Source organism: Methylobacterium segetis, from assembly GCF_004348265.1.
Taxonomy (GTDB): domain Bacteria; phylum Pseudomonadota; class Alphaproteobacteria; order Rhizobiales; family Beijerinckiaceae; genus Methylobacterium; species Methylobacterium segetis.
Map to the genome: position 1 here is coordinate 1 of NZ_SMNT01000063.1, position 22,887 is coordinate 22,887.

17 protein-coding genes are annotated in these 22,887 nt (G+C 71.3%); 7 read left to right on the forward strand and 10 right to left on the reverse strand.

What is annotated here, in order from left to right; genetic code table 11:
- The 3 genes from E1J50_RS27385 to E1J50_RS27390 all read left to right on the forward strand — a co-directional run.
- Positions 1–1,221: lipopolysaccharide biosynthesis protein (locus tag E1J50_RS27385; RefSeq protein ID WP_165937888.1), on the forward strand; the 1,221-nt coding region annotated here is incomplete at its 5' end.
- Complete coding sequence (locus E1J50_RS16560; RefSeq protein WP_132254947.1) at positions 1,218–2,525, forward strand: GNAT family N-acetyltransferase; 1,308 nt, start codon at positions 1,218–1,220, stop codon at positions 2,523–2,525. The genes E1J50_RS27385 and E1J50_RS16560, both read left to right, overlap by 4 nt.
- 12 nt (positions 2,526–2,537) lie before the next feature.
- A complete protein-coding gene (locus tag E1J50_RS27390; RefSeq protein ID WP_165937889.1) occupies positions 2,538–2,678 on the forward strand; it encodes a hypothetical protein in 141 nt (46 codons plus the stop codon).
- Between the two features lie 204 nt (positions 2,679–2,882).
- Here E1J50_RS27390 and E1J50_RS16565 read toward each other — a convergent pair whose 3' ends face one another.
- The 4 genes from E1J50_RS16565 to E1J50_RS16580 all read right to left on the reverse strand — a co-directional run bounded on the left by E1J50_RS16565 (position 2,883) and on the right by E1J50_RS16580 (position 4,659).
- Positions 2,883–3,239 carry a hypothetical protein gene (locus E1J50_RS16565; RefSeq protein WP_132254948.1) on the reverse strand — a complete coding sequence of 119 codons (357 nt, stop codon included), beginning with the start codon at positions 3,237–3,239 and terminating at the stop codon, positions 2,883–2,885.
- A 119-nt stretch (positions 3,240–3,358) separates the two neighbouring features.
- Positions 3,359–3,715: a hypothetical protein gene (locus E1J50_RS16570; protein ID WP_132254949.1), complete on the reverse strand. Its 357-nt coding sequence runs from the start codon at positions 3,713–3,715 to the stop codon at positions 3,359–3,361.
- 112 nt (positions 3,716–3,827) lie between these two features.
- Positions 3,828–4,202: a hypothetical protein gene (locus tag E1J50_RS16575; protein ID WP_245516608.1), complete on the reverse strand. Its 375-nt coding sequence runs from the start codon at positions 4,200–4,202 to the stop codon at positions 3,828–3,830.
- Between the two features lie 223 nt (positions 4,203–4,425).
- Positions 4,426–4,659 carry a hypothetical protein gene (locus E1J50_RS16580; RefSeq protein ID WP_132254950.1) on the reverse strand — a complete coding sequence of 78 codons (234 nt, stop codon included), beginning with the start codon at positions 4,657–4,659 and terminating at the stop codon, positions 4,426–4,428.
- A gap of 177 nt (positions 4,660–4,836) precedes the next feature.
- Here E1J50_RS16580 and E1J50_RS16585 point away from each other — a divergent pair, with 177 nt between their 5' ends.
- The gene (locus E1J50_RS16585; protein ID WP_132254951.1) at positions 4,837–5,928 is read left to right on the forward strand and encodes a phytanoyl-CoA dioxygenase family protein; all 1,092 of its coding nucleotides are present in this window, start codon (positions 4,837–4,839) and stop codon (positions 5,926–5,928) included.
- Positions 5,929–5,984: 56 nt separating this feature from the next.
- The gene (locus E1J50_RS16590; RefSeq protein ID WP_245516609.1) at positions 5,985–6,284 is read left to right on the forward strand and encodes a hypothetical protein; all 300 of its coding nucleotides are present in this window, start codon (positions 5,985–5,987) and stop codon (positions 6,282–6,284) included.
- Positions 6,285–6,309: 25 nt separating this feature from the next.
- Here E1J50_RS16590 and E1J50_RS16595 read toward each other — a convergent pair whose 3' ends face one another.
- Positions 6,310–7,425, reverse strand: coding sequence for a glycosyltransferase (locus tag E1J50_RS16595; protein ID WP_132254952.1), 1,116 nt, complete (start codon positions 7,423–7,425; stop codon positions 6,310–6,312).
- Positions 7,426–8,055: 630 nt separating this feature from the next.
- Here E1J50_RS16595 and E1J50_RS16600 point away from each other — a divergent pair.
- A complete protein-coding gene (locus tag E1J50_RS16600; protein WP_132254953.1) occupies positions 8,056–8,277 on the forward strand; it encodes a hypothetical protein in 222 nt (73 codons plus the stop codon).
- Here E1J50_RS16600 and E1J50_RS16605 read toward each other — a convergent pair.
- The 5 genes from E1J50_RS16605 to E1J50_RS16625 all read right to left on the reverse strand — a co-directional run bounded on the left by E1J50_RS16605 (position 8,241) and on the right by E1J50_RS16625 (position 21,704).
- Positions 8,241–9,716: a protein adenylyltransferase SelO gene (locus tag E1J50_RS16605; protein WP_132254954.1), complete on the reverse strand. Its 1,476-nt coding sequence runs from the start codon at positions 9,714–9,716 to the stop codon at positions 8,241–8,243. The genes E1J50_RS16600 and E1J50_RS16605 overlap by 37 nt on opposite strands.
- Positions 9,717–9,932: 216 nt before the next feature.
- Positions 9,933–11,381 carry a sodium:solute symporter family protein gene (locus tag E1J50_RS16610; RefSeq protein ID WP_132254955.1) on the reverse strand — a complete coding sequence of 483 codons (1,449 nt, stop codon included), beginning with the start codon at positions 11,379–11,381 and terminating at the stop codon, positions 9,933–9,935.
- Entirely contained in the window at positions 11,378–11,593 is a 216-nt protein-coding gene (locus E1J50_RS16615; protein ID WP_132254956.1) for a DUF3311 domain-containing protein, read from the reverse strand. Before E1J50_RS16615 ends, E1J50_RS16610 begins: the two co-directional genes overlap by 4 nt.
- A gap of 212 nt (positions 11,594–11,805) precedes the next feature.
- On the reverse strand, positions 11,806–18,840 hold the full coding sequence (locus E1J50_RS16620) for a peroxidase family protein (RefSeq protein WP_132254957.1): 7,035 nt from the start codon (positions 18,838–18,840) through the stop codon (positions 11,806–11,808).
- 470 nt (positions 18,841–19,310) lie between these two features.
- Positions 19,311–21,704 carry a hypothetical protein gene (locus E1J50_RS16625; RefSeq protein ID WP_132254958.1) on the reverse strand — a complete coding sequence of 798 codons (2,394 nt, stop codon included), beginning with the start codon at positions 21,702–21,704 and terminating at the stop codon, positions 19,311–19,313.
- A gap of 152 nt (positions 21,705–21,856) precedes the next feature.
- On the opposite strand from E1J50_RS16625, the gene E1J50_RS16630 reads away from it, so the two are divergent.
- Entirely contained in the window at positions 21,857–22,882 is a 1,026-nt protein-coding gene (locus E1J50_RS16630) for an ABC transporter substrate-binding protein (RefSeq protein ID WP_132254959.1), read from the forward strand.
- Positions 22,883–22,887 lie beyond the last annotated feature (5 nt).

Genomic DNA, 22,887 nt, shown 5'->3' on the forward strand with positions numbered 1-22,887 from the left:
CGCGCCCCGGCCCAGGTCGGCACCGTGGGGCGGCTCCTCGCCGCCATGCTGGCGCTCGCGGCGCTGGCGGCCGCGCTCTGCGTGGTCATGGGCCTCGCGAGCCCTGCCGTCGCGGCGGCGACCGTCGCGGCGGTCGTCGGTATGACCCTGTTCGAGGCCTCGACCGAGATCGCCCGCACCCGGCTCGCGGCGGGCTCCGTCGCCCTGGCGATCCTCGCCCGCGCCGTCCTCGTGCTTGCCCTCGGCAGTCTCGCGCTCGTGCGGACGGGCGATCCGCTCGCCCTCGTCCTCGCCGTGGCGCTCGCCAACGGGCTCGCGGCGCTCCCCGCTCTTCGGGCGGTCGCGCCCCTCCTGCGGGGCCGGGCCAGCGCCGTCGAGGCGCGTCGCCTCATCGCCTACGGCTGGCCCCTCGTCCTGTCCTTCGGGCTCGCGGCGCTGGCCCAGACCATCGACCGGATCATCGTCGGCCGCAGCGTCGGCCCGGAAGAACTCGGCGCCTACGGCGCCATCGCCGACTTCCTGCGCCAGGGCTTCGTCGTGTTCGGCGAGAGCATCGCCCTGGCGCTCGTCTCGATCGCCAAGCGCGAGGTGCGGGCCGGGGCGCTCGGCGCGGCCGAGGCGGTGCTCGCGGACGCCGCCCGCGCCATGGCGCTGGTCGGCGCCTTCGGGGCGGTGTTCGTCCTCGCCTTCGACGACGTCCTCGTCGCCGTGCTGCTCGGACCCGGCTACCGGGCGCAGGCCCTGGCGCTCGCGCCGATCCTGCTCGCGGCGAGCATCCTCCTGATGGTCCGCTCCTACTATTTCGGGCAGGTCATCTACTTCACCCGCACGAGCCACCTCGACGCCGTCGCCTCGGCCGCGCTCCTCGTTACTGTCGGCGGCCTCTCGGCGCTGCTGATCCCGCGCATGGGCGCGATGGGCGCGGCGATCGCCTTCGCGGCCGGACAGGCGGTCGCCTGCCTCGTCTTCGTGGCCGGCGGGCGCCGCGGCACCGAATCCTTCCGCATGCCGGTGCCGGGCGGTGACATCGGCGGCATCCTCGCCCTCGCGCTCCTCTCCTGGGGGGCGATCCTCGGGATCGGCCTCCTGCCGGGCGGCCAGGGCGCCCCGGCGCGGCTCGCCGGCCTCGCGATCCTGATCGTGGGCTTCCTCGCCGCCGCGTGGCGCTTCAACGTCGTCGGCCTCGCCGACCTCCTCGGCCGCCGCCGGGCCCTCCGATGATCCGCGACGCCGCCCTGCCCGGCGGCCTCGTCGCCGCGCTCCGCCCGCTCGGGCCGGATGCCGGGTTCCGGCGCGCCTGGCAGGCCCTCGGGGAAAGGCCCTTCCTCGCGAACCCGTTCTACGAGGCGGGCTACGCGCGCGCCGCCGCTCCGGCCTACGGCGCGGGCGTGCATCTCCTCCTCGTCGCGGACCGGGTTCCCGAGGCCCCGGGCGCCCGGCTCCTCGCGCTCTGGCCCTTCCGGCGGGTCCGCGCCCGCTGGGGCCTGCCCCTGCCGGTCCTGGCCGGCTGGATGCACGACCACGGCGTGCTCGGCGTGCCGCTCCTCGACGCGGACGAGCCCGCCCGGGCGCTCGCGGCGCTCCTCGCCGCCCCGCGCGCGCTCGCCTTCAGCCCCCGCCTGCTGATGCCCTACCTGCCGACGGAGGGGGCCTTCGCCGACCTCCTCGCCGCCGAGCGTGCGGCGAGCGGCGCCCGACAGGCGCGCGTCTGGGCGCATGCCCGCGCCCTGCTCGATCTCGACGGGCTCGAGTACGAGGCGCGGGGCGCCGCCCTCGCGCCCCTCTCCGCCCGCCGCCGCCGGAAGCTGCGCGCCGCCGCCGAGGCACTGGAGGCGGACGGCGAGGCACTGCGCCTCGACACCGCGGACGAGCCTGCCGCGCTCGCCGCCGCGCTCGAGGACTTCATCGCCCTCGAGGCCGCGGGCTGGAAGGGGCGGAGCGGCACCGCCATCGCCTGCCGGCCGCCGGAGGCCGCCTTCCTGCGCGCGATGACGGCCGCGCTCGGGGCGGAGGGGCGCCTGCGCATCGACCGGCTGCGGCGGGGCGAGCGCACGCTCGCCGCCGCGATCCTGCCCCGGACCGGCGCCGACCTGTGGTTCCTGAAGATCGCCCACGACGAGGGGCAGGCGCGCCACTCGCCGGGCGTCCAGCTCGTCCACCGGCTGAGCCGGGACTGGCTCGCCGACCCGGCGGTCCTGCGGGTCGATTCCTGCGCCGCGCCCGACACCGAGCTCGCCGAGATGTTCTGGGCCGGGCGCCGCCGCCTCGCCCACCACCTCCTCGAGGCGCCGGACGGCGACCCGCTCTTTCCGCTGGCCGCCGCCCTGGAGCGGACCCGCGCCCGCATCGCCGAGGCGCGCGTCAGGATGCGAGCCGCCCGGCAGGCGGCAGGGATTGAGTCGGGAGCCGGCTCGAACGCCTCCGCGGGGCCTTCCGCTCTCTCCAGCGCTTGCCCTCTGGCCAGCGTGAGACGCATCACGGAAGGCGCCGGTGGCCCGTGCGAGCCTCGCGGACATGTTGGATGAGAGGAGACCGTCATGGTCCTCACGGTGTTCGATCCCCGCGCCGGCACGCAGATCAGGATCTGGGTCCCCGCCATCCCCGCGACGCCGCAGCCGGTTCCGGCGGCCGTCATTCGCCATCCCCGCTTCGCGCGCGGGGCTGCCCGCCTCCCTTGACCGAAGGATCGCGGCCCCACACCTATCTCCTTGAGATGTCGCCTCTTCTCAGCGCCCGCCGCGGCGCGGGGAGAGAGCGTCCGGAGGCTCCGATGAAGCGCTCCAACGAGCGACGTGCCAAGTGCGCCATCCTGCGCGAGCTCGACCGGCTGCTGGCGAGCCGGTCGCCCGGCGCGCAGGCGCGGACCGGCTGAGCCGGCTGCCCTACCGCAGCAGCCAGAGGGCGAGGCCGATCGCGACGGCTGCGAACACGATGAACCCCGCGAAGGCCGGCAGAACCCAGGGGCGGCTGCCCTGCGGGTCGGCCGCCGCCCGCACGTGGGGCGCGGCGGATTCCTGCTGCCGGGCCGCCGCGATCCGATCCGGCCCGGCCGGACGGCCGGCGGCCTCGTCGTCGGTGCCGAGCTGCGACAATCCGGGATCGTAATGCTCGACCTTGTCGCCGGTGCGCCCGCTGTCGATGTCGGCCTTGAGCTGGGCCGTGGTCGGCCGGCCGGAGGCCGGCGTCGCCGGGGCCTTGAGGTCGGCGGGCGGGGGAGGGGTCTCGGATCGGAGCGCCATCGTCGTCGTTCCCAAGCTCGTCGGTCTCAAGCTCTCCCGGCTCGCGCCGGATCCTCGAACTCAACGCGCCCGCGGGCGGGACCGATCCGGCTCACTCCTCGGGACGGCGGAGTGCCGCCTCACCAGCCGAAGCGGGCGATCTGCGCGAGACGGGCCTCGGCTACCGCCGCATCCCTGCCGATCAGGGCGATGCGCTGCGAGAGGTCGTAGCAGGTCGGCGAGAAGCCGAAGCTGAGGAGCGGGATCGCGTCGCTGCGCGCCCGGTTCACCGAGGCGATCAGGCAGGCGATGACGGACTCGGCCTCCGGCGTGCCGAGGCAGTCGGCTCGCGGGCTTCCGAAGAGCGCCCGGTTCGGCAGGGCGAGGGACACGACTGTGCCGCCCCGGCGGTCGGGCGCGGGCGGCACGGTGTAGCTGCGCACGAACAGGGCACAGAACAGGAGCACGGCTCCGACGAGGGCGATGGCGAGGCGCATGGGAGGACCGGGGCGGGACGCAGCGCGTGAGATAGGGCAGCCGAGGCTTCGCGGCAGCGGGCGCCCCGATCTGGCGAAACGGTGCCGGGAGGCCGGGCGCGCCTTCGGAGCGCTACGACAGGCACATCTTGAAGTAGAGCTGCCGCGTCCGCTCCATGGCCCTGTAATCCTCCGGCCGGCTCGGGCTGAGGAGTTCCGGCCCCTCCGGAACCCGCCCGAAGAAGGCATCGGCAAGATCGGCGACGAAGCCGCGCGGGCCGGTATACAGGCCCATCCGATTTTTCACGTCGACGGAGCCGCAGACCACGGCGCCCTCGCCCCGGCGAAGGGCGGTGACCCTGGCATCCGGCTCCTTCAGGTGCCGGGCGACCATGTCGAGGATCGTGCGGGTATCCGCCGGCCCGATGGCGGCACCGGAGCCGTCCTCCACGGTCTGGGCGCGGGCGCCGGGGAGCGCGGCGAGGAGCAGGATCGGAAGTATCGGCAAGGACAGGATCCGGAACGTCCTTCGAAAAATCTTATTATGATCGAAGATCAAGTCGGTCTCTCCTTGCGCTTACCTGCGTCGGACGACGATCGACCGATAACGCGGTCTGATCGCGCGGAACAGATCATTTTCGCAAGGGGGCGGCCGTCGATGCCTCTGAGGTGAGGGCGGCTCCGGCGAGACGGGACCGGTGCGGCTCGACGGGCGGGAGGCGGGGAGCGCCCTAATCCCCGCGCTCGAACCGGCTCTGGCGGAACACCTCGCGCCCTGCCCCGTCGATCACCCGCACCGCCTCCGCCGGCTCGCCACCGCGCTGGGGCACCCGCGCCCGGGCGAACAGGCGCAACGCCCGCTCCCGGGCCCCCGCAATGTCGCTCGTGCGCACGGAGACGCGCGTCTGCACCTCCGCATCGTCGGAGCCGAGGATCTCGATGTGGAAGGTCTCGCGCTGGTTCACAGGGTCGCTCGGGGCTCTCGACGGGTCTCGCGACGCAGGAGATAGGGTCTGGCCAACGTCGGCGCAGCCCGGCCCGGGCGGCCGAGAGGGCCTTCCTTTCCGCACATTTACACGCAAGAGTTGCGTAATCCCGTCGCACGGGACGATCTCCAGGCTATCCGGAGGATGCGCGTTCCGATGAGTGCCACCGCTTCCTCGCGTCCCACCGCCGGTCCCTCGGCCCGCGCCAGGCCCGCTCTCGCTGCCGTCCTGCGGGCCCCGCTCTGGCTCGCCGAGCTCGCCACCGGCGCCAAGTCCTTCGTCGACAATCCCATCCTCGGCTCGGAGCGCCTCAACCGCCTCGGCCTCCACACGGCGCGGGTGCGCCTCGCTCACGCCATGGCGGACCGGCGGCGCCGCAAGCTCGCGCATCTCGCCTCGGCGGAGGACCGGGACGCCTTCGCCCGCGACGGGTTCATCGCCCGGCGCGACTTCATGCCCGCCGATCTCTACGCCGCCGTCTGCGCGGAGGTCGGCAGCATCGCGGTGGAGGCGCGCGAGCAGCTCCAGGGCGACACGGTCACCCGCCGCATCCCTCTCGATCCCGAGACGCTGAAGCGGATGCCGGCGATGGCCCGCCTCCTGGAGCTTCCCGAGTGGCGGGGCCTCCTGCGCTACGTGTCGAGCTTCGATTGCGAGCCGGTCATCACCGTGCAGGCGATCCTCTCGCACGTCGCCGAGGGGCCGCCCGACCCGCAGACGAACTTCCACATCGACACCTTCCATCCGACCATGAAGGCGTGGCTCTTCCTGACCGATGTGGCGGAGGACGAGGGGCCCTTCACCTACGTGCCGGGCTCGCACCGGCCGACCAAGCGCCGCCTCGCCTGGGAGCGGCGCCTCGCCCGAGGCGCCGCCCGCAATCCCGACCGGCTGACCGGGCGCGGCTCCTTCCGGGCGACCCGGGCGCAGCTGAAGCGCCTCGGCTACGGCGAGCCCGTCGCCTTCGCGGTGCCGGGCAACACCCTCGTCGTCGGCGATACGGTGGGCTTCCACGCCCGCGGGCCGTCGCTGCGCCCCTCGGTGCGGATCGAGGTCTGGGCCTACGACCGGCACAACCCCTTCCTGCCGACCCCCGGCCTCGACCTGTGGTCGGCCCTCGGCCTCGCCCGCTGGCGCACGCGCCTCGCGTGGTGGGCCCTCGACCGGGGCGAGCGCCTCGGCCTTGCCCGCAACGTCTGGCGCCCGGTCGGCGCCGTGACGGCCGACGCGCCGCCGAAGCTCGGCTGACGGGCCGGACCTCCCGCCGCCCCGGCGCGTTGAGTCCCGACAAGAGGGAGGCGCGCGTGGATCCAGGCATTCGGGACGAGGTCGAGCGGCTGCGGGTGCTCGTCGGCGCCTTCGAGCTCGCCCTCGGCCACCTGTTCGAGGCGAGCCCCGGCGGGGGCGAGGCTCGCTCCCGGCTCGCGGCGGATCTGCGCGAACTCCTCGACCGCACCAACGAGCGCCAAGCGGGCTCGCCTGCGGCCCAGACCTACGAGGCGCTGCTGCGCCGTCTCGGCGCCACGGCGCCGGACGATCCCTCCGGCCTCGGCGTCGTGCCGACCCCGGAGCAGGGTCTGCCCCCGGTGGGGCCGGGCGCCTGACGAGGCCCCGACAGGCCTGACGCGCTCACGGCTCCGGCGATCGGCGGGCGCGGCGTCCCAGCTCGCTCTCGAATTCCGACAGGAGGCCGAAGCGGCTGAGCTTGTGGTGATAGGCGAACGACCACCGCTCGTCGGTCCGCCGCGCCTCCCGCCCGCGCAACCCGTCGATGAACGTGTTGAAGCGTTCCCGCTCGGCAGCCACGAGCCGCAACGTCGTGGCGCGCACGAAGTCCGGGGGCAGGGCGCGCGCCTTCATCGCGGCGACCCCGTCCTGGACGGATCGGGGATCATCGTCGACCACCAGGGTGGTGTCCGGGTGGAAGAAGGCATCCCGCCCGCCGGTGCTGCGGGTCGACACGACCGGCAGACCCGCCAGCAGGTACTCGATGCTCGCGTACATGGCGCCTTCGACCTTCGACAGGCACAGGCCGACATGGGCCGACGCCATCGCCTCGTTCACCTGCACATGGTTCATCGGCAAGACGTTGTCCGGCGTGACCTCGTTGAGGATGACGTGACGCTGCGGCAGCGAGCGGACGAACCGGCCGAGTTGGGCCCGTCTGAGTTGCGGGGACCAGCGGCCGAACATCTTCGTCACATAGGCGCAGCTCGGGACGAGGCGCGCCAGCTCGTGCCGCTTCATGGGAGCGAGCTGGGCATTGTAGATCGCGTCATAGGATCGTTCGTGGCCGGGAAGCGGATGGTACATGCTCTCGTCGACGAACATGTTCTGAGGAGCCAAGTGCACGTCGACACCGAGCCGATGCAGGAGCCGCTCCTCCGCCGGCGTGTTGGCCATGACGATCAGGCGGGAGCGGGGATGGGCTTGCCGGAAGCGGCGGTGCTGGAACGCCAGGGAGAGGGCGAAGGTCGGCCGCTCAAGGCTCATCGTGATCGGCGTCAGGAAGACGAAGGGCTCATCCGGATAGCGGCTCGCGAAGTGATGCGCGGCTCCGAAGGGCCACGGCTGCGGCTGGCAGCAGAAGATCGGCGGATCGAGATCGAGGACATGCCCCATGATCGGCGTGGTGGGTGAGAAGGTCCGGGGGCTGCGCGCGAACAGGCCGCGCAGGCCGCTTGCCTGGCTCAGGATGGGAATGCTGAAGAGAAACGGATACTGAAGCGTTCGGAAATTCAACATGCGCTCCCCCCTGGCGCGCCTGTCTGCGGCGCCTCATTCTTATCGTGCGGTCTGATTTTCGGCTTTTCGATCGGTTCGGAAGCGGCCGGGTCTGGGGCGCTCGGAGGCGGGGCGGGGCTCTGGGAGCATGGCACGGAGGGTGCCGGTCAGGCGTGCCTCGCCGATGGCGCCCGAGCTCGGCCCGTCCGACGCGGCAGACCCCCTGCTGACCGCGCAGTCACGCTGCCCGTGCGGGTCAATGGAAAAGGCTGCTTCGGCACGTATTCGGCCCGGAAAGATTTTCGATTTCGGAGCCTTGCCACATCCGATTCATTCCGAACACTGATTTCGATGACGGGATCTCAGCACCCTTCCCGGTGTTGCCGGCAAACAACGCAAAAGGGCGCTGAAGAAATTCCGGCCTGCTCGCTGATGAACGGGATCGATTCTGTTCTACGGCCAGCATCCACCGGCGCATCCGGTCCGGTATCCCGCCGGGGCTGCAGGCGAGATACCGGGCGCCGGGCCTCGCCGGCTCGGGCATGCTCGAGCGGAGTGATTCCGGCTCGGGTGGGGACGACGCGCTGCCTCAAGAATGCGAAGCCTTTCCCATGATCCGCAGATCATGGAGAACGATCCAGGATCCGCCCGATGCACGCCACCAAGATCCTCGCGGCGCTTGCCGTCTGCGCGCTCCTGTTCTGGCTCGGCCTGCGGCTCGCGCGGCGGGCCATCGACGCCGGCATCGCGCGGGGGCGCGAGGCCGAGCGCGAGCGGGTCGGGGAGGGCGGTGAGATCTGCGGCCCGTGCGGCGCGGGGGAGCCGTCCGCGAACCCCTACCCGGGTCCCGGACCCTCCAATCCCGTGCCGTAGGCGTCCGCCATGCCGGCGATTGCGGCGAGCTTGTCCGAAAAGGCCGACCAATCGTCCCGGTCGGCGATCGGTGCCCAGATCGCCTCGACCTCGTCGATGAGCAGGGTGCAGGGTGCGTGGCCCGCGAAATACGGATGGGCGAGGCGGCCCGGCGAGGCGGCCTCGAGGGCTTCCAGGGCGGCGCGCACGGGCGCGAAGCTCTCGGCTCGGTAGAGGGCCGCGACCGGGCTCGCTTGCGCGCGATCCTCGCTCGCCCGTCCGCCGTACCAGTCGAAGAAGACGCGCTCGAACGGCGCCCCGCTCTCGGCGAGGAAGCGCCAGAAGGCGCCGACGAAGCGGTGAGTCGGCTCCTCGGGCGCCAGGGCGAGGCCGAAGCGGGCGAAGAGCGCCGTCGCGAAGGCATCCTGCAGGTGCGGCCCGAAGCCTCTCAGGACGGCCTCCAGCCGCGGCTGCTCGGCGAGCGGCAGCAGGCAGTCGGCGAGCCGGCTCAGGTTCCAGAACAGGGCCTCGGGCTGGCGCCCGAAGCTGTAGAGGCCGTTCGTGTCGAAATAGGCCGCCGTGAAGTCGGGGTCGAAATGCGGCAGGAAGCGCCAGGGGCCGTAATCGAAGCTCTCGCCGGTGACGTTGATGTTGTCGGTGTTGAGCACGCCGTGCACGAACCCCGCCGCCATCCATTGCGCGCCCATGCGGGCGACGCGCCGGCTCACCGCCTCGAGGAAGGCGACGGCCCGGTCGGGAAGGGCGTCCTTCCAGATCTCCGGCATGTAGGTGGTGATCGTGTGGTCGAGGAGGCGGGCGAGGGTGTCGGGCTCGCCGAGTGCCAGGAAGCGCTGGAAGCTGCCGATACGGATATGGGAGTGGCTCAGCCGCACGAGCACGCTCGATCGCGTGGGGGAGGGCTCGTCGCCCCGTTCCAGCGCCTCGCCGGTCTCGATCAGGCTGAAGGATTTCGAGGTCTCGACGCCGAGAGCCTCCAGCATTGCGGTGGCGAGCACCTCGCGCACGCCGCCCTTCAGGGTCAGGCGCCCGTCCGCCCCCCGCGACCACGGGGTCTGGCCGCTGCCCTTGGTGCCGAGATCGAGGAGGCGCCCGTCCGCCAGGTCGTGAAGCTGCGCGAACAGGAAGCCGCGCCCGTCCCCGAGGTCCGGGTTGTAGGACCGGAACTGGTGGCCGTGGTAGCGCAGGGCCAGGGGCTCGGGGAAGCTGCCGGGCAGGGGCTCGAAGCGGCCGAAATGCCGGGTCCAGTCCGCGTCCGTGAGGGAGCCGAGGCCGACCCGTTCCGCCCAGGGCCGGTTGCGGTAGCGCAGGATCGCCTGCGGGAAGCGGGCGGGCTCGACGACGTCGTAGAAGGCGAGTCCCAGCTCCGCGTGGCGGCGGGAGGGGCGGGGCGCGGTCTCGGGCAATGCGGCTCTCGGATCGTCGGGCGCGCGCGGGCGCATGCTCCCTCAATGCCGGCCGGGCGCCCTCCGTTTCACGGGCGGCCTCAACCGCCGATCTGGCTGATCAGGGTGACCGCCCCGAACACGAGGACGGAGAAGACGGCGACGGCGAGAAGGATCAGCGCCGCGCGCGACTCGCGAAGTTCCGGCGACATCCCGCGCTCCCCGGTGGTTGGCGCCCGCGCTCGGCCCGGGCGGACAGGATCTCCGATTGTCTCACCCGCGGCGGGGCCTGTCGAGGCGGCTGACGATCACCGCCGCGGCGAGGTTGAGGGCGAGCGCCACGAAGCCGACGTTGATGTCCTGCACCGGCCCCGGCAGGAAGGGGAACAGGCCGGCCAGCGTCAGGCCGCCGAGGCTCGTCGCCGCCACCGCGGCGACCCCGACGAGGATGCCGGCGAGCGCCCCTCGCGCGGTGAGGGGGTTGTCCCGCATCAGGCTCGCGACCAGCGCGGGCAGGAGCTGCGTCACGAAATTGTAGCCCATCAGCAGGAGCTGCACGATCGTCTCGCCGCCATGCAGCGTCACGCCCACGCTGACGAGGGCGATGAGCGGCACCGAGAGCTTGGCGAGCCGCGCGGTTCCGGCCTCGGAGAGGCCGGGGCGCAGGGGCCGGACGAGGTTGTTGGCGACGAGCGTGCCCCCCGACATCAGGATCATCGAGCCCGGCACGAGCGCGGTGAGCACCCCGGTGGCACCGATCACGCCGACGAACCACGGCGGGAAGCTCTGCAGCGCGAGCTTGAACAGGGCGAGGTCGACGTCGGCGCCCGCGAGCCCCGGCACCTGCAGCACGGCCGCGAAGCCCACCATCAGCACGAACAGCAGGATGAGCTGGTAGACCGGCAGCAGCACGGCGTTGCGCCGGAAGGAGCGGGGATCGCCCGCCGTGTAGATCGAGACGAAGACGTGCGGCCACATGTAGCCGCCGAGCGCCGTGAGCAGGGTGGTCGAGGCGAACCAGGTCGGCGACTGCCCGCGCTCGGGCAGGGCGAGGAAGCCGGGCTTGGCCGCCTCGATCGCCTCGAACATCGCACCGTAGCCGCCGTAATAGTGCAGCGGCAGGTAGATGCCGAGGAAGGCGACCACGAACAGGATCATCAGGTCCTTGATGACCGCGGTCCAGGCCGAGCCGTGGACGCCGGAGACCGTGACGTAGGCCGTCACCGCCGCCGCCCCGATCAGGATCGCCAGCGTCGGCGAGACCGCCCCGTAGGAGGCGGTCGAGACGATGATGCCGAGCCCTTTCAGCTGCAGGACGAGGTAGGGGACGAGGGCGACGATCCCGACGAGGGCCACCACGAGGCCGAGGCCGCGGCTCTGATACTTCGCGGCGAAGAAATCGGGCTGCGAGAACAGCCGGTGCTCCTTGGCGTAGCGCCAGATCGGCGGCAGCAGCCAGTAGGAGACGACGTAGAGGAGCGTCAGGTAGCAGAGAATGTAGTAGGCCGGCCCCCCCTTCCCGTAGGCCCAGCCCGAGCCGCCGAGGAAGGTGAAGGTGGTGTAGATCTCGCCCGCCATCAGCAGGAAGACGAGCATCGTGCCGAAGCCGCGCCCGCCCACGGTCCATTGCTCCAGGCTCATCTCGCGGCCCGAGCGGGCCCGGATGCCGAGCGCCAGAACGCCCGCGAAGGCGCAGGCGATGATGAGGAGAGCGACGCTCATTCGCCGGCTCCCTCGCCCGTCCCGTCCGCGCGGTTCTCAGGATCGCAGAGGTAGATCAGGCCCATGATGACCGAGGTCATCAGCACGCAGAAGACGAGCCAGGCCAGCAGCAGGGGCAGGCCGAGAACGAGGGGCGTGACGCGGTTGAGGAAGAAGGGCCCGCCGAGCATGCCGAGGAAGGGCAGGAGTGCCAGCCATCTGACCCATCTCATCCGCGAACGTCTCCGAGCTTGCCTGCCGGCTTCCGGCCGGCCGGCGCGAGCATGGCCGCGGGAAGGACCGCCGTAAACCGGCTGCGTCTGCGGCATCGGACGTTCAGCCGGCAGGGGCAGGCCGCGGGCCGGCTTCGGCCGGGCGGGAAGGCGCGAACGAAGAGGCCGCGGTCCCGGGGGACCGCGGCCGGCACTTCGGGCGAGGGGCGGGCTCAGACGAGCTGCCAGCCCTCCTCGATCTGCAGGGCGAGGCAGCGCTGGGCCTCCGGGCTCAGGGTGATGCCCACCGCGACCGAGGCGCGCGAGGCGCCCGCCGCCAGGGACCCCGTCCAATAGTCGAGGCCCTCGTCCTCCGCGTGGCGGCCGAGCGCGTTCTTGTAGAGGCGCTCGACGTAATCCGAGTCGGAGAGGTTCGCGTACTTGCCCGTGTACTCCGCGGAGTCGAGGAAGCACTGCGCCGCATCCGTGTCGGACAGGCCGCCCTTCATCATCCCCGTCCAGGCCTCGAGCCCCCCTGCGTCCGGCGCCCGGTCGAGGAGACCGTAGTAGAGCCGCGCCGCGTCGCCCGCGTCCCGGTCCGCCGTGAACACGCCGTGGGCGTAGGCCGGCTGCAGGTCGGCGAGGTTCTCCTCCGAGAAGGCGAAGCCGAGGACCGCCTCGGCCCGCGACATCCCGTTCCCGAGAGCCTGCAGCCAACTCGTGACGCCGCTCTCCTCGCCCTCCCGGCCCAGCGCCGTGCGGTAGAGATCCTCCACGAAGCCGCGGTCGTCGCCCTCCCCGAAATGCCCCCGGCCCTCCTCGGACCGGAGCAGGGCGTCGGCGAGGTCGCGGAGCGAGAGGCCGGAGCCGCGGGCCTCGGTCCAGTATTGCTGTCCGCCCGCGTCGCAGGCCCGGTCGAACACGGCGTCGTAGAGGGCGTAGACCTCGCCCGCGGCGCTGTGCGGATCGTGGGTCACGCTGCCGAAATGCTCGCGGTGGTGGATCAGGGTCGGGTGCTCGTCCTCCCGCCCCTCCGACTCGTGTTCATGCTCATGCTCATGCTCATGCTCGTGTTCATGCTCGTGCTCGTGCTCGTGCTCGGTCTCGCCGCGGACGATCGGCCGGCCGGCACTGGAGTAGGTGACGCTGTGGCCGCCACCCGACACCGTGACGGTGCCGTTCCCGTTCTCCTCGATCTCGCAGGCGTCCGGCGCGAGGCCCGGCGCCAGCTCGATCACGTCCTGCGGGCGCAGGGTGCCGATGAGGGTGTCGTCGCCGCCGTTCGAGCGGAAGACGATCCGGTGCGATGAGGTGAGGCCGGAGATGTCGACCACGTCGTCGTCGGTGCTGCCCTCCAGGGTGATCGTGCTCGCGAGCAGGCTGGTGCCGGCGAAGGTTCCGATCGGGATGAAGGTGTCGCCGCCGCCGAAACCGTTGATGACGATCTCCTCGATGTTGTCGAGTTCGGCGATGATCGCGGCGTTGTCCGTGCCGTTGCGGGTGATCACGATCTCCGTGTTGGCGTTGAGGCCGGTGATCCCGGCGGCCAGGGCCGCCGGCCGCGCGTAGATGCGGAAGGTCTCGGCCGAGGCGTCGCCGGCGATGTGGACGGTGTCGGTGCCGGCGCCGTTCTGGGCGGTCGTGTCGCCGTTCAGGACATCGCGGCCGTCGCCGACCCGCCAGAGGAGGAGGTCGCTGCCCGCGTTACCGTTGACCGTGTCGTTGCCGGTCCCGCCCACGAGCACGTCGTTGCCGGCGTTCCCGTTGAGGGTGTCGGCCCCGCCGTGACCGAGGATGATGTCGGCCCCCGCCCCGCCGCCGGGCGTGACGCCGGTATCGCCGCCGTTGACGAGCGCGTAGGTGACCCCGGCGAACCGCAACTGCTCGATCGTCGAGAGCGTGTCGAGCCCCTCCGCTCCCGTCAGGTCCCTGACCGTGAGCTGCCCCGGAGCGCCGAGCCCGAAGCTGAAATTGCGCGCGCTGCCGCCATAGACCGCCACGTCGGTTCCGGCCCCGCCGTCGAGACGGTCGTCGCCCGCCCCGCCGGTGAGGGTGTCGTTGCCTGCCCGCCCGTTCAGGAGGTCGTTGCCGCCGAAACCGTTCAGCGTGTCGTTGCTGAACAGGGCGGCATTCGCTCCATTGGCGACGTCATCACCGGCCGTTCCGTTGAACGTGGTGAGCACGAGGGGCAGTCCGGTCCAATCGTCGCCGACCACGCCCGTCGGTGCCGAGAACAGCGTCTCCGAGTGGCCGTCGCCGTCCGGGAAGGTGACGCCGACGCGCAGGATGTTGCCGACCTGGCTGCCGAAGCCGAGGACGCCCTCGTTCGGCGTGAAGGTGGAGCCGGCCGCGCCAGCGCCGGTGATGGCGATCCAGGTGGCGCCGCCGTCGGCGGAGCGCTCCCAGCGATAGGAGAAGGCGCCGAGGCCGTTCTCGTCCTGGATTCCCGCCGTGCTGACGCTCAGCGGCTGCCCCTCGGTCGGCGAGACGAGGCCGTTCGTCGGGGTTGGGTCGATGATCACGGGAGCGCCGGTGGCCGGGAAGTTGACGAGCTCCCGCAGGCTGAACTCGCCGTCGGCGAAGCGCAGCCGCTCGATGTTCCAGAGCTTGTCGATGCCGTCCGAGACGAGGCCCACCGTCACGGTGTCGTGCGTGACCCGGATCGAGCCGTCGGCGTTGCGGCCGAAGCTGTAATTGGCCACGACGTCGCCGTAGACCGCGATGTCGGTGTCGCCGACCCCGTCGTCCCTGACCACCTCGCGCACGATCGAGAGCTGGCCGGGGTTGAGGGTGCGGCTCAGCATCAGCGCGTCGAGGGTCGTGCCGCCGAACTGCGCGACCGCGCCGGCCCGGACGACGCCCTGCACGACGTCGCTCTCCAGGTAGACCTTCCTGGCCATGCCGTCGGCGGTGTAGCGCGTCCCGTCCTTCTCGATGAGGATGCGGACGTTGAGCCAGCGGTCGCCGTCGATGACGTCGTTGCCGCCGCGGCCCTCGATCGTGTCGCTGCCGCCGCCGCCGAGCAGGATGTTGCCGTCGTCGAAGGCGATCTGCGCCTCGCGATCGCCCGCCGCCGGCGCGCTCACCCAGTCGCCGAGGACGCCGCGCAGGCCCGCGATCCGGTCGACGCCCGCCTGGGTCAGCTCGTGCTTGACCATGGTGTTCTCGGCCGCCGCGAGGTTCGGGTTCTCCCCGACCTCCGGCTCGGCGGCCGGGTCCGGCTCGCCGCGGTTGTCGCCCTTCAGGAGATCGTTCTGGTCCCACCCCGAGAGCGCCTCCACGGTGTCGAAGCGATCGCGCAGGATGTCCTGCTGGTCGGTGGTGAAGATCGGCCGCATCAGGTCGTCGTCGGCGCCCTGATTGTGGAACTTGTGGATCGCCCAGTCGAAGCCCCACATGCCCTCGTTGCGCATGACGGACTCCCCCTGGACCATGATGTCGTCGCCGGACTCGGCGTCGAAATCGTGCTCGTTCTCGCCCGCGAACATCACGTCGTGGCCGATGATGCTGGAGTTGAAGAACAGCTCCGAGTTGTCGCCGGCCGTGGTGTCGAAGCCGTTGCCCGCCTCGAGCCAGTCGTCGCCCTCGTTGCCGAGCAGGAAGTCCCCGCCCTCGCCGCCGAGGATGAAGTCGTTGCCGGTGCCGCCGAAGGCCTCCTTGCCGTCCGGGCCGGTGATGATGAAGTCCTGGCCCTGGTTGCCGAAGACGAGGGCCAGACCCGAGCCGGCGTGGATGACGTCGTTGCCCTCCTCGCCGTGGAACATGTCCACTTCGCCGATGTCGGTGCCGCGGTTGGTGATGATGTCGTCACCCTCGCCGCCGTGGATCTTGTCGACGCCGTAGCCCGCCTCGATCCGGTCGTTGCCCTTGCCGCCCCAGACCGAGTCGTCGCCGCCGCCGGCGATGATCGTGTCGTTGCCGTCCGTGCCCTGGATCAGGACGTGGTCGTTCGTGTTGACGCGGATGTAGCTCGCGACGGCGGTCGGGTTGTCGACCGGGTTGATCAGGTTGCCCGCCGCGTCGCGGCGCTCGACCATCGGCGAGAGCGCCTGGAGGAAGGGATCGTCCTGCTGCGGGTCGGCGTAGCCGAACCGGTTCTGCTTGGCGTGATCCATGTAGAGCGTGTGGTCCGGCGTCGAGAAGATGTCGCCGGGCAGCGCGTAGCCGGTCTCGCCGAGATCGGTGTTGTTGAGCACGATCTTGGCGAAGGAGTTGTTCTCCAGCTCGTTCAGGAAGTTCAGGCCCTGGACGCGGGACAGGTAGTAGAACCGATCCGCGTTCTGGAGGTTCTCGAGCTGCAGCTCGAAGATGAACGAGAAGGTCGAGCCCAGCATGCCGCCGAAGGCCATCTTCTTCTCGGCCATGCCGCCGACCCAGAGGTCGACGTCGTTGAGGCCGCCGAGCTTGCCGCCGGCATACTCACCACGCGCGTTGAGGAAGGCGGCACGATCGGCATCGAACGCCACTTTCGCAGGGCCTGTCAGCGTCTCGTCGCCGAAGACGAGCTTCATGGCCGCGTCGCGCTTCTCCTCGGCCGTCTTCTCGCGGGTGTCGTTCGGGTCCGCGGTCGCCGTGTTCGCCACCCGGCCGGTGATCGAGCCGTGCGTGCCGTAGGCCGCGATGAAGTTCACGATCGAGGCCGGGTTCTTGAGATTCAGCGCGAAGTCGGTCCAGCTCGTGTAGGGGTCGAGCTGGCTGTCGCCGTTGGCGGCGTCCCGGAATTGCGCTCGGGCGATGTTGAGCGGCGGGATGCCGGTGTCGCGGCCGCGGGCGAGGTTGAGGGCGGCGAGGTCCAGGGGGATGCCGACGAGCTGGTTGCGCAGCACGTGGGTGACGAACTCGTCGATCTCGTTGCCGATCTGGCTCGTCATGCCGCGCACGATGGCGCCGGCCGCGACGTCGTGGTCGATCGTGTCCGAGCCGAACGCCAACGGGTTCAGGAAGGCGTCGAACAGCTTCATCGGATCCTTGACGCCGTTGACGTCGATCTGATCGACGGTCTCGCGCAGCATCGAGTGGCCGAACCGGTACACGACGTGGGCGAACTCGGCGAAGATCGCCGGGTTGATGTCGATCGACGGGTTGAACACGAAGGCGTCGACGTCGGGCTGGACCTTGCGGGCGAACTCCTCGAACACGAGGTGCTGGTACTGCATCTCGGTGGTGAAGCGCGCCGCCTGGAACAGGCGCTCGCCGTCCCATTGCAGGGCGTCGATGGCGCCCTGGGAGGTCGGGAAGGCGCTCCCCGTCGGCAGGTCGACCCGCAGCCACTCGTTGAGGAAGGCGAGGTCGCCCGAGGCGAGCGCCAGCGTCTTGACCTGCTCGACCATGTGGTTGTGTTCCGAGTGGAACACGTGGTGGACGGCCGAGAGCCCGATATTCTCGTTCCCGCGCCCGTCGCCCGTGATGTAGTGGGCGTCGAGGAGCTCGTCGTCGTAGGAGGTCTGGTTGCCGCGGGTGTCGAAGCCGCCCGCGTAGCCGACTACGCTGTCGGCGTCCTTCTGGAGCACACCGGCCAGCGAGAGCACCGGCACGGCGGCGTGCGCGATGTCGTCGAGGAAGGCGTGGCCGGTCCGGACCGAGCCTGCGGTCGAGATCGGGGTGGTGAGGTTGCCCTCCTCGAAGGCGTCGTCGCCGCCGCCGAACTTCCCGTCGGAGCCGAGGCTGCGCACGATCTGCGGCAGGCCGTTGGCGCCGCGCACGAACTCGCCGTAGGCGTCCATCTTGAAGAGCGGAATGTTCCCAATGTCGGCGTCGGTGAGCTCGATGCCGAGCATGGTGCGAGCCTGCTCCTTCACGTCCGCCCAGGTGGCGAGGCCGCGCTCGCCCTGCAGCAGCTTGCCGGTGGCCAGCGGCTTACCGTCGACCATGGCGTACTCGCGCAGGAAGAGCTGGTGCGAGGCGCTCGACGTGTAGGTCTGGTTCTGGTCGACCCAGGGTGTCGTCAGGTTGTCAGCCCCCTCCGGCGCGCGGGTGAGGACCATGAAGTTCGTGGGCGAGCCGGGCTTGTAGAGCGGGTCGTCGGGCTGCAGCGGGATGTAGATCGTGCCGTTGCCGCCCTTGGTCACGAGGTCGAGGCCGTGATCGAAGAACTGGCCGAACAGCGTGAACCAGCTGTTGTAGGGGGCTGACAGGCCCTCGTCCGGCGAGACGTTCGGGATGACGACGGACTGGCCCTCCATCGTGATGGCGTGGTCGGCCAGCAGATCCGCGAGCGCGGCTTCCGCGGCGTCGGCCTCCTCCTTGGCCGTGTCGCGGGCCTCCTGCGCCTGCCCGAGGGCCTGCTGGGCCGCCAGGAGGCTCCCGGCGGTCTGTGACGCGAGGGCCGCCGCGTCCTCGGCAAGCCCCGCCGAGGTGGCGGCCGCGGTTCCGAGCGGGGCGGCCGTGGCGAGCGCCGCGTCCAGGTCCGCTTGCGCCGTGGAGACGGCGCCCAAGGCGGCCTGGATCTCCGCGGACTGATCCGCATCGTCGGTGGCGTCGTTGCGCAGCTCCTCGAGCGCGCTGCTCGCCGCGATCACCGCCTGTTCGGCCGCGGTGACGACGAGAAGCGCGACGTCGTGGGCCGCCTCGTCCGCGCCGGCAACCGCCTGAGCCGCGGTGAGGGCGGACTGGGCGGCGTCGTTGGCCTGCTGCGCGGTCGCGAGCGTCGCCTGAAGGGCGGAGAGCGGCTGGCCCGCCGAGGTGGTCTCCGCGTTTGCCGCGTCGAGGGCCGCCTTCGCCGCGACGATCGCGGTGAGCGCCGTGTTGAGGGCAGCGCCCGAGTAGCCCGAATGGATCAGCGCCGCGTAGATGGCGGCCGGGTTGTTCAGCGTCTGGTCGACGATGAGGTTCGAGATGATGCGAGGATCGGCGTCGACCAGGGTGCCGCCGCCGAGGCCGCGGGTGGGGGGCGGGGGCAGGCCCATCTCGCCGTAATTGCCGTCGGTGAGGACGGCGCCGGGCCCGAAGGTGAGGCTGTCGTCGGTCTCGTTGCGCCAGTAGGGATCGGTGATCCGCGGGAACGGATTGTCGGCCGCGCCCCACTGGTCGCGGCCCGCGATGAGGTTGTTGTAGCTGCCGTCGACCGTGCGCAGGCCGTAGGGCGCGAGCGGGTGGCTGATGGCGAGAGCGGCCTCGGGCGCCGTCGAGGCGACGACGTTGCCGTTCGCGTCCACGTAGATCTGCGTGAGCGCCTTCGCCTGCGTGCCGGAATGCGCCTCCGAATTCGCCTCGGCGATCTTGATCTGCCGCAGGATGAATTCGAGGTCGTGCCTGACCAGAGCAACCATAACAGCCTCCCAGAAGGATGTCCGGGCGGCACGACAGGACAGGGCACGCGCGCGGGTTGCACGCATGTCTCGCTGACATGACAGCTGACGGACAGAATTCGCCGGTGTTTCGGCCTGATGATGCTGTTAAAGAACTTTTAACCTGCCGAACAGACATAAATTGTACTTAAGACGGCAACTCTATTAATAGCTAGATCGTGGAGTTAGTACGAGATTTTCTAACATTTTTCTGGATTATCTGGTCTGCCGGAACGTCGAATGCTCAAGGCCTGCTATGCGCCCTCGTGCGGGAGGGGCATTGGGCCGTCGTGGAGCAGGGCAGGGGCTCGGGTTGAGGCTGGCAGGAACAGCGGCCCGCGAGCGAGGCGACGCTCGGTCCATCGTCCCGGGACGAGGGAAGGCGCGTCGCCGGGCACGCGCTTGCGCCCCTCAAGGCCGAGGTTGCGGCACGAAGCCGGCCTTGGCCGGCCTCACGCCCGGAAAGCGATGAACTGCGCGGACGACCAGACCCGGCTGCCATCCCTCTGCCGGCCTGAGAAGTAGACCGGTCGGAAGCCGAAATCCGCGTTGCGGGGCTCGATCACGAGCGAGCCCGCCGCGTCGCGGGGCAGCGGCTGGTCGGTGAGGCGTTCGAGCGCCAGGAACAGCCCGGTGCCGCCGAGCTCCGTCCGCAGGCTGCCCCGCTCCAGAAGCTCCCGCCCCGTGCACTCCCAGCGAAAGGCCGGCGCGTGGACGAAGGGGGCGGGGCGGCGCGGGTCGCCGACCTTCACGAAGCCGCCGATCGTGCCCTCCACGAGGACGCGGCACTCGGAGAGATCGCCGATGTCGATCTCGATCGCGTCGCTGTCCCCGTAGGTGTCGGAGCGGAACGCGATGTCGGTGGGTCCCGCGCGCCATGCCGTCTCCTCGGCGTGCTCGAAGCCCTGCGCCTGCACGCGGCGGATCGTGCCGTTGAGGATGCGGATACGCCCCTCCCAGCTCGCCCAGCGGTAGCGGTCGCGGATGCGCGCGCCGCCCCAGCGCAGGCGGACGAGGCGCTTCGAGAACCCGAGTTCCGCGTGCAGGTCGCGCCGCCAGATCTCGCCGGTATGGTCGTAGGCCGCCAGCTCCTCCCAGCCCGCATCCCCGAGGAAGCGGTAATCGAGGCGCGCCGGCCCCTCATGGGCGACGGCATCGCCCTGGCGGTGCTGGCCGCACCGCACCAGCAGGGCGCTGCGCTCACCGGTCGTCGCGAAGGTGTGGCGGGCGCGCAGCGCGCGCCCGACCGCGCGGCGGTCGAGTCCGTCGGCCAGGATGCCGGTCAGGCCGCCGCGCACGCCGAAGACCTGGACGCCGGGCACGCCCCCGCCGGGACGCCCGCGATGCTCGTCGCCGTTGGCGCAGACGCCGAGCCGGTAGCCGCGCGCGATGACGTCCCGGTACAGCCAGTCGAAATGCCCCCAGGCCGACGCGATTTCGACGAGGCGCTCGAGCTCCGGGTGGTGCCAGTCCGGGATGTAGCGGCGCCCGCCGACATGCGGGATGACGAGGTGGTTCTCCGGATCGTCCGCGTAGGCGGCCCAGAGATCCTCGACCGGCCAGCGCCCGACCTCGACCCCCGTCCCCTGCATGCTCTCGTTCCAGAGGAAGGTCCGGTTGTGCTCGCCCTTCGCGTTGAAGGGGAAGCCCGGCGGCCCGTCGCCGAGGAACAGCACCTGATGGTCGCCGCCCGCGGTCGAGCTGCCGCACCATTCCTGCACCGCGTAGGCCACGAAGCGTCCGGGCGCGTCGAAATCCTTCACCACCCCGACGCCCTGCTGCCAAGCGGCATCGGTGATCTGGAAATCGTTCGCCGTGTAGCCGTAGACGTCGATTCCGGCGACGTCGCGGGCATAGGCGGCGTTGTAGGCCGGGCTGTTGGTGCCGACCGTGTCGTGGGCGTGGACGTGGAGGTCGCCGTAGAGCGCGCGGGGGACCGGTGCGTCGGCGAGCCCCGTGACGAAGGCCTCGGCCTGTGCCACGTCGCGGGCGCCCGGCCGCGCCACGACGAGACGCATCTCGCCCGAGACGGGCGGCAGATCCTCGACCCGCAGGCGCGCCCAGCCCTCCGCCGGCAGGGCGTGGCTGCGCCCGTAGACCGGCCGCCCCTCGATCTCGGCCGAGATCTCCAGGCTGCCGCCCTGGTCGCGCGCCACGTTGCCCCAGCGGTCGAGGAGGGCGATCGTCGCGGGCGCCGAGGCCGCGCCGGCCGCGCCGGCCGCGACGAAGCGCGGGGCGGCGATCTGCACGCGCTCGGGCGGCCCGGCGACGATGCGCAGCACCGGATCGTCCGGCACCGCCACGTAGCGCGAGGTCCCCAGCGGATCGACATAGCAGCGGAAGCGGAAGCCGTCCTCCACGAAGGTCTGGACGCGGGTGCCGGGTCCTCCGGCCCGCCGGTCGCCGAGGCGGATGACGATGCGGTCGCCGGCATTGAGGTAGCCGTCGACGATGTCGACGATGACGGCCTTCTGGAACGGTCGCTCGTGCCCCTTCTGATCGAATCGCACGCTGAGCGACTGGACCGTCGCGGGCGACTGGCCGGGGAGGAGCGGGCCAGCCTCGTACTCCGCGCTGACGTAGTTCGCGCCCTGCGGGTCGACCGTCTGGAACAGGGCCCAGTCCGAGTAGAACTTGAACGTCGCCTTGAAGGTGGCCCCGTCCGCGATCCCGCAGCCGCCGACCTCGTAGGTCAGCACCACCTCGTGCCAGCTTCCGGCGATCACCGTGTCGAGGTTGCAGCGGACCGTGCCGAGGAAGGGCCGCGCCTTGATCGCCGCGTAGAGCCCGGCGGGTGCGACGTGCGGGCCCAGCCGCTTCCGGCGTTCGGTCTCGTCCTGCGTCACGGCCCCTCCCGGTCAGGCAGCGTTGTCCGGCAGTCTTGCGGACTCGCTATAGCGTCTTGAGCGCCGAATGTCTTGCGCGCCGGAATGAGTTGTACATAATGCAAGTAGATCTGAAAAGATCTTATGTCACCACTCCAAAATAAAGAACAAGCATGTCTTCGCGATCGATTCGGTGGGCAATTCTTCTCCTGGGCATCTTCGGGCTGTCCGCCGCGCGGGCCGAGGGAGTGCGGGTGCGGATCGGGGCGATCCCCGTCCTCGGCGCCGCGCCGCTGTTCGTGGCCGAGCGGGAGGGCTGGCTCGCAGCCGGCGGCCTCCAGCCGAGCATCGCTCTGTTCGATTCGGGGCCGAACGCGGTCCAGGCCGCCGCGAGCGGCACCGTGGACGTCTACGTCGCCGGGATCACGCCCGTCGCGATCGGCCGCGGTCGCGGCGTCGACCTGAGGGTCGTCGCGGCAACGGCCGTCGGCGAGAACGTGCTCGTGGCCGGACCGGCCCTCGCGAAGCTCCTGGCGGACGGTAGGGCACCCGCCGCGGCGTTCCGGCGCTTCCGCGAATCCGCGGGCCGCCCGGCGAAGATCGCGACCCAACCCCTCGGCTCGATCCCGCACACGAATCTCAGCTACTGGCTGCGCGAGGTCGGGAAAGTCGACCCGGCCGACGTCCAGATCGTCACCCTCGGGATCGAGGCGGCGCAGCAGGCGATCCTGGCCGGGGGCGTCGACGCCGCGACGGTGCGCGAGCCGGGCCTGACGATCATCCGCGAGCGCAACCCCGAGATCCGCCTGATCGCCGGCGGCAACGACCTGTTCCCGGGCCAGCCCGGCACCGTCGTCGCGGTGCGGGGCGCTTTCCTGGCGCAGAACCCGGCTGCCGTGCGCGGCCTCGTCACCGCGATCGCGCGGGCCGTGGACCTCATCAAGCGCGAGCCGGAGCGCGCCCTGCCGGCGGTCGAGAGCGCGCTCGGCAAGGGCATCGTCGGCGCCGCGACCCTGCGCTCCGCGCTCGCCTCGCCCGCCACGCAATACGTCGCCGATCCCCGCACGATCGCGGACGCGACGCGCGCCATGCTGGCCTTCCAGGCGACGCTCGGCCTCACCGAGACGGCACCCTCCACCGAGGGGCTGTTCGACACGCGCTTCTTCGAGACGCCGCAGGCCGAAGCCGGCGCGCGCTAGGAGGG